At 55.0% G+C, this 13,318-nt stretch carries 10 protein-coding genes; 1 reads left to right on the top strand and 9 read right to left on the bottom strand.

What is annotated here, in order from left to right:
• Positions 1 to 15: 15 nt before the first annotated feature.
• The 8 genes from DBY68_RS15310 to aqpZ form a co-directional block, all read right to left on the bottom strand.
• The gene (locus DBY68_RS15310) at positions 16 to 1,029 is read right to left on the bottom strand and encodes an NAD(P)-dependent oxidoreductase (protein WP_108474622.1); all 1,014 of its coding nucleotides are present in this window, start codon (positions 1,027 to 1,029) and stop codon (positions 16 to 18) included.
• A gap of 85 nt (positions 1,030 to 1,114) precedes the next feature.
• The gene (locus tag DBY68_RS15305; protein WP_108474621.1) at positions 1,115 to 2,557 is read right to left on the bottom strand and encodes an SDR family oxidoreductase; all 1,443 of its coding nucleotides are present in this window, start codon (positions 2,555 to 2,557) and stop codon (positions 1,115 to 1,117) included.
• Positions 2,558 to 2,567: 10 nt separating this feature from the next.
• Positions 2,568 to 3,569 (bottom strand): low-specificity L-threonine aldolase, encoded by a 1,002-nt coding sequence (gene ltaE, locus DBY68_RS15300; RefSeq protein WP_108474620.1) that lies wholly within the window; start codon positions 3,567 to 3,569, stop codon positions 2,568 to 2,570.
• Positions 3,570 to 3,605: 36 nt separating this feature from the next.
• Entirely contained in the window at positions 3,606 to 5,324 is a 1,719-nt protein-coding gene (poxB, locus tag DBY68_RS15295) for a ubiquinone-dependent pyruvate dehydrogenase (RefSeq protein WP_108474619.1), read from the bottom strand.
• Between the two features lie 158 nt (positions 5,325 to 5,482).
• A complete protein-coding gene (gene hcr, locus DBY68_RS15290; RefSeq protein ID WP_108474618.1) occupies positions 5,483 to 6,451 on the bottom strand; it encodes an NADH oxidoreductase in 969 nt (322 codons plus the stop codon).
• A gap of 10 nt (positions 6,452 to 6,461) precedes the next feature.
• On the bottom strand, positions 6,462 to 8,114 hold the full coding sequence (gene hcp / locus DBY68_RS15285; RefSeq protein ID WP_108474617.1) for a hydroxylamine reductase: 1,653 nt from the start codon (positions 8,112 to 8,114) through the stop codon (positions 6,462 to 6,464).
• Between the two features lie 146 nt (positions 8,115 to 8,260).
• Complete coding sequence (locus tag DBY68_RS15280; protein ID WP_015965128.1) at positions 8,261 to 9,160, bottom strand: lysine exporter LysO family protein; 900 nt, start codon at positions 9,158 to 9,160, stop codon at positions 8,261 to 8,263.
• Positions 9,161 to 9,471: 311 nt separating this feature from the next.
• Positions 9,472 to 10,167 (bottom strand): aquaporin Z, encoded by a 696-nt coding sequence (gene aqpZ / locus DBY68_RS15275; protein WP_015965127.1) that lies wholly within the window; start codon positions 10,165 to 10,167, stop codon positions 9,472 to 9,474.
• A 482-nt stretch (positions 10,168 to 10,649) separates the two neighbouring features.
• On the opposite strand from aqpZ, the gene DBY68_RS15270 reads away from it, so the two are divergent.
• Positions 10,650 to 12,308 carry an ATP-dependent endonuclease gene (locus tag DBY68_RS15270; RefSeq protein WP_108474616.1) on the top strand — a complete coding sequence of 553 codons (1,659 nt, stop codon included), beginning with the start codon at positions 10,650 to 10,652 and terminating at the stop codon, positions 12,306 to 12,308.
• On the opposite strand, the gene DBY68_RS15265 is transcribed toward DBY68_RS15270, so the two are convergent.
• On the bottom strand, positions 12,305 to 13,255 hold the full coding sequence (locus DBY68_RS15265) for a VirK/YbjX family protein (RefSeq protein ID WP_108474680.1): 951 nt from the start codon (positions 13,253 to 13,255) through the stop codon (positions 12,305 to 12,307). The genes DBY68_RS15270 and DBY68_RS15265 overlap by 4 nt on opposite strands.
• Between the last annotated feature and the right edge of the window lie 63 nt (positions 13,256 to 13,318).

Raw genomic sequence — 13,318 nt, 5'->3', positions numbered from 1 at the left:
CCTACATTTTTACCGCTAGCGGTGCAGCTTCCCGTGATCTTCCAGCCATTCGGCGGTGCGCACGATACCTTCGTTCAGCGTCACAATCGGCGTATAACCCAGTTCTTCTTTCGCGCGGGTGATATCGAGCGTGAAATCAAAGTTCAGCTTTGACACGCCGTAGTGGGTGAGGGCGGGCTCTTTGGCGGATTTATTGCCAAAGCGCTCCATGCTGCGCGCAACCATATCCAGCATCGGGTACGGCACGGAACGGATCCGGCACTTGATATCCAGTTCATCAATTAAACGCTCGACGATGCTGCGCAGGGTGCGCGGTTCATCGTTGGTGATGTTATACGCGCGGCCAGAAGGCAGGTTGTCGCACTGTGGCTGGCTTGCCAGCCACATGGCATGCACTACGTTTTCGTAATAGGTCATATCGACCATCGCATGGCCGCCGCGCGGCAGCAGCACGCTGCCGTAATGGTGCATCATCTGCGCCAGACGCGGAATAAACACTTTATCATGCGGCCCGAAAATACTTTGCGGACGCAGAATGGTAAAGCGCGTGTTCGGGTTAGCCTGCGCCAGCAGTTGCACAACGTCTTCACCGGCGGCCTTGCTGCGGGCAAACTCGCAGGCAAAACGGTGTGGACGAAAATCTTCTTTGATATCGCGATGGTGGTGATAATCGAAATAGAGCGACGGGGAAGAGATATGAATAAAGTTGCGCACGCCCCAGGCCACGGCCCATTCGCCCAGACGGCGCGTGGCGCGCACGTTGGCGAGGTCAAACGCTTCCTGGGTTCCCCACGGAGAGGTAAAGCTGGAGCAGTGCCAGAGCGTATCGACACCGGCGAGCATGACCTTCGCCTGAGAAGAAACCAGTTCCGTTAAATCGGCGTGGACGAACTCCGCACCCATCTTCTCCAGCAGTTTGCCCATCGCTTCATTGCGACCGCTCGCTCTGACGCTGATGCCCTTGTTGCGCAAATACTCGACGGCATTTCTGCCGAGCCCGCTGGTCGCGCCGGTAACCAGTACCTTCATATCGATCCACTGTGTAAAAAGAATTTCGTGCGCATTTTTCCGTGAATTTCACTCTCATGCAATGGGAAACTAAGAAGAAATGAGCTTATGCCTCTTTTTTGCCCGTGATTTCTTCTGCAAGCCTGGCAATTCGCCGCGCCATACCGCGAAAAATGAACAGATGCGCGGGGATCATTAACAGCCAGTAGAGTAATCCTGGCATACCGTGCGGATGCCACCAGGCGCGAACGTCAAGTTCACGATGGTCGCCTTTATCGACGAGGGTGAAACTGAGTCTGCCCAGACCGGGCGCTTTCATACCAAACAGCAGTGAGAGTTGTTTCTCCGGCTCGACGATAATCACTTTCCAGCTATCGACACTGTCGCCCGTTTTCAGCCGCGCGTGCGCCGGGCGGCCTTTCGCCAGTTTATGCCCCACCAGCAAATCCATCGCGGCACGCGTTTTCCACAGAATATTGCCAAAGAAATAGCCTTCGCGACCGCCCAGTCGATTCACCACCTGCCACAGTGCCGCCAGGCTTGCCGGGGTTTTTACCGTATATCCCGCCTGTTTGGCGAAATAGCCGTATTCGGGTCGCCAGCGGGCAAACGCGTGTTCGTCGTAGCCCCAGTCGCTGGAGTTCACCAGCTTCTTTTCTTCTTCCAGCGTCTGGCGAACGGCTTCATCAAACGTAATCAATTTTTGCGGGATCAGCGCGCGCAGTTCGCGATCGTCAGCCAGAAGATCGTGCTTTAAGCCCTGGATCAGCGCTTTTGCAATTGTCGGCGGCACAGAGGTGATCACATTTAAGAACCACACCGAGATCCAGCTTGTCGGGAAAGGGATAGGGATCAAGGGGCGATGTCGACCGCTCACCGCCATAAAGTGCTCAAACTGCTGTTGATAGGTAAGTTCTTCCGGGCCCGCTGCTTCAAAGACGCGATGTTCTGAGGCTGGATATTCCAGCAACCCCGCCAGATACACCAGCAGGTTTTCGAGGGCAATTGGCGTGGTGCGCGATCGAACCCAGCGCGGCGGTGTGAGAACGGGCAGGTTGTAAACCATATCGCGCATCACTTCGAAGGCGGCAGATCCCGCACCGACAATGATCCCCGCCCGCAGTTCGGTAAGCGGAATGCCCGCTTCCCGCAGAATATCGCCGGTGGCCTGACGGGCGCGCAGGTGTTCCGATTGTTCATGTGCGGGAGCCTGCAATGAGCTTAAAAAGATAATCTGTTTGACCGGAACCTGGCGAAGCGCATCGCGCACATTCAGCGCCACCTGTCGTTCATGGGCGAGAAAATCGCGGCTCTCACCCATGCCATGCACCAGATAATAGAGCGTCTCTACGCCTTCAAGCAGGGCGGGGAGGGAAACCGGCCACTCAAGATCGAGTGAATGACAGGTTACGCCGGGAAGCTGCTGCTTTTCCAGACGGTCAATGTGCCGCGCCGCAGCCCGCACGGTATGTCCGCGCGCGCTCAGTTCCGCCACCAGATGCTGGCCGATGTACCCACTGGCACCGAGGACTAAAACGGTATGCGGCACGTCACTCTCCTTATTTGGCTAAAAACGATTTCCAGTGGCTGACGACGTCGTGCAGTTGTTCGCGACTGACGTCCAGATGTGTTACCAGGCGTACCACCGGCGAGGCGTTAATCAGAACCTCACGTTCACGCATAAACGCACCCAACGCCGCCGCCTGTTCTTCGCCCACGCGGACAAACAGCATATTGGTGTCGTGGCGCATCACGTCCGCACCGATTTCCCGCAGTTGTGTTGCCAGCCAGGCAGCATTGTCGTGATCATCCTGCAAACGCGCGACGTTGTTTTTTAACGCATAGAGCCCGGCGGCTGCCAGAATCCCGGCCTGACGCATTCCGCCCCCGGTCATTTTGCGCCAGCGTGTCGCGCGCTTGATGTAATCATGACTGCCGACGAGCAAAGAACCGACAGGCGTGCCGAGACCTTTAGAGAGGCAAATGGTGAACGAATCACAATATTGCGCGATCTCTTTCAGTTCACAGCCATACTCCACCACGGCGTTGAAAATGCGCGCGCCATCGACATGCAGCCCCAGCTTGCGCTCGCGGGTGAATTCCCACGCCTGACGGAGATAGTCTCGCGGCAACACTTTGCCGTTATGGGTGTTTTCAATGCTCAGCAGTTTGGTACGCGCAAAGTGAATATCGTCAGCTTTAATTTTAGCCGCGACTTTATCGAGTGGCAGCGTGCCGTCCACAGCTGCGTCAATCGGCTGCGGCTGAATACTGCCCAGCACCGCAGCCCCGCCCGCTTCATACAGATAATTATGCGCACCCTGGCCGACGATATACTCCTCGCCGCGTTCACAGTGGCTTAAGAGGGCAACCAGGTTGGCCTGGGTGCCAGTGGGTAAAAAGAGGGCGGCGTCTTTACCGGCAAGGCTGGCAGCGTAGCGCTGGAGCTCGTTGACGGTAGGATCGTCGCCATAAACGTCATCCCCAACCGGGGCGGCCATCATCTCTTCGAGCATGGCGCGACTCGGTCGGGTAACGGTATCACTGCGTAAATCGATCATGACATTTCCTTGTAACCGGGGAGAATGTCAGATGTTTTACCTTAGCCAGTTGGTTTTCGCCAGTTCCATCACTTCATCGCCGCGCCCGTTAATGATGGCGCGCAGCATATAGAGGCTGAACCCTTTGGCCTGCTCCAGTTTGATTTGCGGCGGCATCGCCAGCTCTTCTTTGGCGACCACCACATCCACCAGCACCGGGCCGTCAATACTGAAGGCTTTTTGAATGGCCTCATCGACGTCAGCGGACTTCTCTACGCGGATCCCCGTGATGCCGCACGCTTCGGCAATACGCGCGAAGTTGGTGTCGTGCAGATCGGTGCCGTCCGTCAGATAACCCCCGGCTTTCATCTCCATCGCCACAAAGCCCAGTACGCTGTTGTTAAAGACGAAGATTTTCAGCGGCAGTTTCATCTGCACAACCGAGAGAAAATCCCCCATCAGCATGCTGAAGCCGCCGTCACCGCACATTGCCACCACCTGGCGACCTGGGTGTGTTGCCTGTGCGCCCAGCGCCTGGGGCATAGCGTTGGCCATCGAACCATGGTTAAACGAACCTAGCAGACGGCGCTTACCGTTCATTTTCAAATAACGCGCGGCCCAAACGGTTGGCGTGCCGACATCGCAGGTGAAGATGGCATCATCAGCAGCGAAATGGCTGATTTGTTGCGCCAGATATTGCGGGTGAATGGCTTTATCGCTGGGTTTGGCGAGATCATCGAGCCCTTTACGCGCATCGCGGTAGTGCTCAAGCGCTTTATCGAGGAAGCGACGGTCGCTCTTCTCTTCCAGCTTCGGCAGCAGGGCGCGGAGCGTTGATTTGATATCGCCGACCAGCGCCATATCAACCTTACTGTGCGCGCCAATACTGGCAGGGTTGATATCAATCTGGATGATTTTGGCATCCGTTGGGTAGAACGGGCGATATGGGAACTGTGTGCCGAGCAGGATTAGCGTATCGGCGTTCATCATCGCGTGGAAGCCCGACGAGAAGCCAATCAGCCCGGTCATGCCCACATCGTAAGGGTTGTCGTATTCGACGTGTTCTTTGCCGCGCAGGGCATGAACAATCGGTGCTTTCAGTTTAGCGGCAAATTCCACCAGCTCTTTATGCGCCCCGGCACAGCCGCTGCCGCACAGGAAGGCGATGTTGCTGGAGTAGCGCAACAGTTGCGCCAGTTTATCAAGTTCCTCTTCGGCGGGCGTCACCACCGGAAGCGGGGCGTGGTACCAGTGGCTGCTGGCGCTTTCCGGCGCGGCTTTCAGCGCCACGTCGCCTGGAAGCACAACCACCGATACGCCGCGATTGAGCACTGCTTTGCGCATGGCAATCGCCAGCACCTGCGGAATTTGTTCGGGTGACGAAACCAGTTCGCAGTAATGACTGCATTCGCGGAACAACTCCTGCGGGTGCGTTTCCTGGAAATAGCCGCTACCGATTTCGCTCGACGGAATATGGGCGGCTATTGCCAGCACCGGCACGTGGTTGCGATGGCAATCAAACAAGCCGTTGATTAAATGCAGGTTACCTGGCCCGCACGAGCCCGCACAGACGGCAAGTTCACCGGTGAGCTGTGCTTCTGCGCCTGCGGCAAAGGCGGCCACTTCTTCGTGGCGCGTGGGCATCCAGTCAATGGTGCCCATTCTGTTGAGGCTGTCACTCAGGCCATTTAACGAGTCTCCGGTGACGCCCCAGATGCGTTTAACGCCAGCTTGTTCAAGGGTTTTAGCGATATAAGCGGCAACGGTTTGCTTCATGGTTTTCCATCTCCTGAAATGTGATATCGCTAACAAGTTTAGTCGAAGATAACGGTTGTGCTTTTTATTTTCCCTTTGATTTGTATGGTTTTATGTCAATGCATAAAAAAACGGTCATCGTTTCCGATGACCGTTTCGGTTTTGGTTGTTTCAGGCGTTTATGCCAGCACTAAATCACCCTGCGGATGGCAGGAGCACGCCAGTACGTAGCCGTCGGCGATTTCCTGTTCGCTTAGCGTCATGGTGCTGGTGACGGTGTAATCGCCAGACACCACTTTGGTTTTGCAGCAACCGCACACGCCTGCACGACAAGCGGCCTGAACCGGCACTTTGTTGCTTTCCATCGCCTCCAGCAGCGTCGTGCCTACCGGGCCGTAGAATTCCTGCGCCGGTTGCAGTTTGGTAAATTTCAATCCGCTGTTAACGGCGTCGGCCACCGGGGTAAAGAATTTCTCTTTAAAGAAGCGAGTTACGCCGAGCGCTTTCACTTCTTTCTCCACCATGTCCATGTACGGCGCGGGGCCGCAGGTCATCACGGTGCGCGAGGAAATGTCCGGCACGCTTTGCAGCAGCTCGGGGCTTAAACGGCCAGAGACAAAACCGTGCGTAGCGTTGTTTTCTGCGACCAGCGTGACCGGATAGTTGCGCCATTCGTCAGCGAAAATCACATCCTGCGGTGAGCGAATGTTGAAGATAACCTGCACGTCAGCCTGCGGGCGATATTTTGCCAACCAGCGACGCATCGACATGATTGGCGTCACCCCGCAACCGGCTGCCAGCAGCAGGAAACGGTCGTTCGGCTCATTGTCACAGGTAAACTCGCCCATCGCATCAGACAGCCAGATGTAATCGCCGCGTTTGACATCGCGGGTCAGCCACTGAGAGCCCGCACCATCGTCGATACGACGAACGGTCAGCGTAATGTATTCGCTCACGCCCGGCGTCGATGAGAGGGTATACGCGCGCAGGGTATCGGCAGAGTTATGCACACTCACCAGCGCATGCTGGCCAGGGCGGTATGGATAGTAGTCGTGACACAGCAGCGACAGCGTCCACACATCCGGCGTTTCCTGGTGGATGTGGTGTACCTGCATCCGCCACGGACATTGAGGGGTTGGCATTGTCATCGTTTACTCCTTACGCGCTCAGCAACTGCTTCATGTCTTCCTCAACGGTGGTCACGGAACGCAGACCAAATTTCTCGTTGAGGATTGCCAGCAGATCCGGGGTGAAGAAGCCCGGTGCAGTTGGCCCGGTGACGATGTTTTTCACACCGAGTGACAGCAGAGTCAGCAGGATAACGATCGCTTTTTGCTCGAACCAGGAGAGCACCAGAGAGAGCGGCAGGTCGTTAACACCACAGCCCAGTTTTTCTGCCAGCGTCACCGCCAGAATAATCGCGGAGTACGCATCGTTACACTGACCGGCATCCACCAGACGCGGCAGGCCTTCGATATCGCCGAACTCCAGTTTGTTGAAACGGTATTTACCGCAGGCCAGGGTCAGGATCAGGCAATCGTCCGGCACGCTGGTGGCGAAATCGGTGAAGTAGTTACGTTCACCACGCGCGCCGTCGCAACCGCCGACCAGGAAGATGTGACGCAGTTTTTCGCGGCTCACCAGGTCAATCAGGGTATCCGCTGCACCCAGCAGCGTCTGGCGACCAAAACCAACGGTGATCAGATGCGGGATTTCGCTGTACGGGAAGCCCGCCATTTGCTGTGCCTGGGCGATAACCGGGCCGAAGTTGTCGCCTTCAAGGTGGCTCACGCCCGGCCAGCCGACAATGCTGCGGGTCCAGATACGGTCGTCGTATGCGCCAACAGTCGGGTCGATGATGCAGTTAGAGGTCATCACGATAGGGCCAGGGAAGCGGGCGAATTCAACCTGCTGATTCTGCCAGCCGCTACCGTAGTTGCCGATCAGATGTTTGAATTTACGCAGTTCCGGGTAGCCGTGTGCCGGCAGCATTTCACCGTGGGTATAGACGTTAACGCCGGTGCCTTCGGTTTGTTCCAGCAGATTGTAGAGATCTTTCAGGTCGTGACCGGAAATCAGAATACATTTCCCTTCAGTCGCTTTAACGTTGACCTGCGTCGGCGTCGGGTGACCATATTTGGTGGTTTCACCGGCATCCAGAATGCTCATCACTTTGAAGTTCATCTGGCCGATTTCCATTGAGCACTCCAGCAGAGCGTTCATATCGGAAGGCCAGGTGCCCAGCCACGCCATGATTTTGTGATACTGCGCGTAGATGTCGTTATCGTACTGACCGAGAACGTGCGCGTGTTCCATGTAGGCAGCCGCGCCTTTCAGGCCGTACAGGCACAGCAAACGCAGGCCGAGGATGTTCTCGCCAATCGCTGCTTTGTCTTTGTTCGGGGTAAATTCAGCGGCCTGCTGTTGCAGTGCGCCTAAATCATCGCTGACCAGTTGCAGGTCGGCCATCGGGTTATTTACGCTTGCGCTGGCATCAACGGCCAGACATTGAGCTTTTAATGCATCACGCAGGGCGATGGCTTCACGCGCGTAGCCGACGATGCGTGGGGAGTCGAAGTTAACGTTGGTCAGCGTGGAGAAAAATGCACGCGGCGCAAAGTTATCAATCGCATGATCGATAATACCGTATTCACGCGCTTTCACCGCCCAGGCGGAGAGCCCTTGCAGAGCGGCAATCAGCAGGTCCTGCAGGTCAGACGTTTCGGCGGTTTTACCGCACATACCCTGCGAGTACGCGCAGCCGTTTCCTGCTGGAGTACGGATGGTTTGTTCACATTGCACACAAAACATGGTCACACCTTTTAAAGTTATATTTAATATACATGTTTAAGGGTAAGCCTGTGCCATGTGCTTGAAAAGCGGTTTTTATGGCTAGTTAAAGGGAGGTTGATTTAGCGCAATTTTGGCGGCAGCGAAGGCTACCGCCATGGGGGTAATCAGGCGGTGAAAAAGGCCATTAACAGCGGAACCAGCAGGCTCAATACAAAGCCGTGAACGATCGCGGGCGGCACCATTTCCACGCCGCCGGAGCGCTGAAGTACGGGGAGTGTGAAGTCCATTGATGTTGCACCGCACAAACCGAGTGCCGTAGAACGACTACGCTGCACCAGCGCCGGAATCAGCATAATGGCAATGAGTTCGCGCGCCAGATCGTTAAAGAAAGTGGCGCTGCCAATCACCGGGCCAAAAGCATCGGTGGTCATGATGCCGGAAAGGGAGTACCAGCCAAATCCGGATGCCATCGCCAGCCCGGTTTTTAATGGCAGTCCGAGAATCAGGGAATTAATCGCTCCGCCAATTAAAGAACTCACCATCACCACCACGGAAATAATCATCCCACGGCGATTGAGGACAATCTGTTTTAGCGTCATGCCGCTATTGCGCAGTTGAATACCCACAAGGAACAAAAGGAAAATAAGCGTATATTCGCTGGCGGCGGTCGCGTGTTGTAAAAATGAGAGACCGGTTAAACCCAGGACAAAACCACCGACCACCACAAAGCACAGTTTTAATGATTCCAGCGCCATTGCCAGGCGCGAAGGTAATTTTTCCTGCTGATGATGGTGACGCCAGGGCAGAGACTTTTCGAGCCAGAAAAGTGCTGCAATATTACACAGCAAAATAACCACAATACTGATAGAAGAGTAGTAGAAAATAGCCAACAGATTGCTGGCCAGATTATCGAGAAATGCCAGGCTCACGCCCATCAAAAAGAGGATCACGTAAACAATCCAGCTAAGCAGTCGATTAATCAGCTGAAGCGTGGGGCGATGGGTGAGGGGGATCAGGTAACCCAGAATCAGGGGTACGAGAATGATCAGCAGTCCCGACAACATGAGCGGCGTATTCCTTGCAGTGTGTATTGAGCGGCAATGACACTACCGAAATCGGCATGAAATATCAAACCTGCCCGGTGGCGCTGCGCTTACCGGGCCTACGGGGCGGTGATTAACCAGGTCGGATAAGCGTTGCGCCATCCGACACAAAAAAAGCCCGCTTAGCGGGCTTTGAGACAGATGACAAACGTAACATTGCCTGATGCGCTATGCTTATCAGGCCTACAAGATTTCTGCAATATATTGAATTTGCACTATTTTGTAGGCCGGATAAGGCGTTTACGCCGCATCCGGCAAGAACAAAGCGTAAATTAGTCGCGTTTTTCCAGCAGAGTACGGTAGATGAGGCCACCGAGGATACCGCCGATAATCGGCATAACCCAGAACAGCCACAGCTGCTGCAGTGCCCAGCCGCCCTGGAAGATAGCGACCGCAGTGCTACGCGCCGGGTTAACAGAAGTGTTGGTAACCGGGATGCTGATCAGGTGGATAAGGGTCAGTGCAAGACCGATAGCGATTGGCGCAAAGCCTGCCGGTGCATGTTTGTCGGTCGCGCCGTGGATGACCAGCAGGAAGCCACAGGTCAGCACGATTTCAATGACGATAGCGGAAAGCATAGAGAAGCCGCCCGGTGAATGTTCGCCATAGCCGTTAGACGCGAAGCCGCTTGCTGCAGCGTCGAAGCCTGCTTTACCGCTGGCTACCAGATACAGCACTGCCGCTGCGACGATACCGCCAATAACCTGAGCGACGATGTAACCGATAACGTCTTTCGCCGGGAAACGACCGCCCGCCCACAGGCCCAGCGTGACTGCCGGGTTAAAGTGACCGCCGGAGATATGACCGACAGCGAACGCCATGGTCAGTACGGTCAGACCGAATGCCAGCGCCACGCCCGCAAAACCGATCCCCAGTTCCGGGAATGCCGCAGCCAGAACGGCGCTACCGCAACCACCAAACACCAGCCAGAAAGTACCGAAGAACTCTGCAGCTAATTTTCTAAACATAACCACCTCAATAAAAAAGCACGTACAGGATGAGAAAATTCTCTCTGTACATTATTTATCGTCAGAAAGGGGTGACGACACAATTTATACCCACGACATTACTGCTGGCAGAGAAAGTGAGCAGAATCACCGCAATGCCAACAGAATAAAGCTGAGTATAGAAGTCGTTATTTTAAAAACGTTGTCATCCCTTCACCAGTTAAATTTATACGTTAAATTTGATGTAAGGCAATGTGATGTTATTCCTTAAACAATCTGGTTGGTTGAATAGAGTGTAGTGCATTCTTTTAAGAATATTCATTGGTAGCATTATCTGTTTGCTCTTCCATTTTTGTGCTAGCAAAAAGCATTGCCGCGTCGCGCCCGAGCAGTGCGGATCCGTATCAATGCCGCACTCTCTTAACGGCTTGACGCAACTTGAATGTTTTTGCGTATATACTGCCGATAACAGAAGGAAAAGGCGGTAGCTAAACGGAGGGGACATGCTTCTTGAACGCGTAGAAATTGTCGGTTTTCGTGGCATTAATCGATTGTCATTAATGCTGGAGCAAAACAACGTCCTGATTGGCGAAAACGCCTGGGGCAAATCGAGTCTGCTGGACGCGTTAACCCTGCTGTTATCTCCTCGTGATGAGCTCTATCACTTTGTACGCAACGATTTTTGGTTCCCGCCGGGTGATGTGAAGGGGCGTGAGCACCATCTGCATATTATTCTGACCTTCCGCGAATCTGAGCCAGGGCGGTACCGCGGGCGGCGCTATCGTCCCCTGGCCGATTGCTGGTCGCGCGGGGAAGATGGTTATCATCGTCTGTTTTACCGTCTGGAAGGTGAGCTGGGCGCAGATGACAGCGTCATGACCCTGCGCAGCTTTATCGACAGCAACGGGCATGCGCTGGAACTGGACGATATCGACGCGATGGCGCGTCATTTGATCCGCCTGATGCCCGTGCTCCGCCTGCGCGACGCGCGCTTTATGCGCCGCATTCGCAACGGCACCGTGCCCAACACGCCAGACGTTGAAGTGACCGCACAACAGCTCGATTTCCTCTCCCGCGAGCTGGTTTCCAGCCCGCAAAATCTGAGCGATGCGCAGATTCGTCAGGGGCTGTCGGCGATGGTGCAACTGCTGGAACACTACTTCTCTGAACAAGGCTCAGATGAAGCGCGTCATCGCCTGATGCGTCAACGTTCCCACGATGAACAGCGCAGCTGGCGTTATCTCGATATCATCAACCGCATGATTGATAAACCCGGCGCACGCAGCCACCGGATGATCCTTCTTGCGCTCTTTTCTACGTTGTTGCAGGCAAAAGGTACTGTTCGCCTTGATAAAGACGCCCGACCGTTGCTGCTAATTGAAGATCCGGAAACGCGCTTACACCCGATTATGCTGTCTGTCGCGTGGAATTTACTCAATCTGCTGCCGCTTCAGCGCGTGACCACCACCAATTCTGGTGAGCTGTTATCGCTGACGCCGATGGAGCACGTTTGTCGTCTGGTGCGTGAATCCTCGCGCGTGGCGGCGTGGCGTTTAGGGCCGGGCGGCATGAACCCCGACGACAGTCGCCGAATTTCGTTCCACATTCGCTTCAATCGCGCGTCGTCGTTGTTTGCTCGCTGTTGGCTGCTGGTGGAGGGCGAAACCGAAACCTGGGTCATTAATGAACTGGCGCGCCAGTGTGGTCATCATTTTGACGCCGAAGGGGTAAAAGTCATCGAGTTTGCCCAGTCCGGCCTGAAGCCACTGATTAAATTTGCCCGGAGAATGGGAATTGAGTGGCACGTGCTGGTGGATGGCGATGAGGCAGGTAAGAAATACGCCGCGACCGTGCGCAGCCTGCTCAATAATGACAGAGAGCAGGAGCGTCACTACCTGACAGCACTTCCGGCACTGGATATGGAACACTTTATGTACCGTCAGGGGTTCTCTGATGTCTACCATCGGGTGGCGCAACTGCCGGAGAATATTCCCATGAATATGCGCCGGGTAATAACGAAAGCGATTCATCGCTCCTCAAAACCCGATCTGGCCATTGAGGTGGCGATGGAAGCAGGGCGGCGCGGCGTGGACGCCGTACCGACGCTGCTGCGTAAAATGTTCTCGCGCGTTATCTGGCTGGCGCGCGGTAAAGCCGACTAAACATTGAAGCGCTGTTGGATCTGGCGGGTGATGCTGTCCAGCAGCGCGTAACGGCGGCGATATTCCGCGCGTTTTTTACTGGCGATATCCGCTTCGTCTTTACGGGCGACGGAGAGCGGTAGATGGTAATAACCGCGCTCATCATTCACGCCGCCAACGGCTTCCCAGAAATTGTCATAATCCGCGTGGATTTTTTTCTCTTTATCGCGATAACGCAGGCTGCGGTAGATATGCGCCTGGTTGCTAACCGCGAGAATTTGCTCCATCTGCCAGCGCTGGGCAAAGCTGCATACCGCTTCCATCACCACGCGTTTTGGAAACAGGCCGTGACAGGCTTTGGTCGCCTGATGAATATCCTGCTGTGACTGCTCGGTTTTCCCGCCCTGCAAGCCGCCAATGAACAGTGTGCGTTTACCGTCATATTCGCAAATGGTAAAAGTGATTTCCGCCAGCATCTCATTACGCGCGTTGCGCAGCAGAATCGTACTTTCACCCTCTTTATCCAGCGAGATAACGGACGCAAAATGCAGGGTATAGATTTCGCCTTCTTTGCCTTCGATCTCAGCCAGCGGAATGCCTGCACAGGCGAAGTAACGCTGTAGCTCATCCGTGGTCAGCGCCTGGCGCAGCGTGCGGTAGTGATAGCGCAGCGCATCCAGCAACTGTTGGCGATCAAGATTAACGGCCAGATAAGGACGATGCAGGCGGACGGGCAGGCGCGGCTGAATTAACAGCAGGCGTTCGAGGTCGGGCCATTTTGCCATTTCTGCCATCCACTGGCGGGATAAACGCGGCATCCATAGCGAACGCAGCATAAACTTTCTACGAAAGCTGCGCTGATGCCAGAATTTACCGGGGCGCCACAGCCCGCTCCATAAGCAGAAGAACAGGCCAACGCTGGAGGTGGGCAGCGTCGGGTAATGGGAGTTTTCAGTGGTTTGCAACATATCAGCAATCCGCGTAATGGATGATGCGTTGATTTCACCACTGGCAAACTTAACCAATTCTCA

The organism is Pseudocitrobacter sp. RIT415, assembly GCF_003057695.2.
GTDB lineage: Bacteria > Pseudomonadota > Gammaproteobacteria > Enterobacterales > Enterobacteriaceae > Pseudocitrobacter > Pseudocitrobacter faecalis.
Note: the sequence above shows the minus strand (reverse complement) of the source record. Positions and strands in the feature narration are given on the sequence as shown.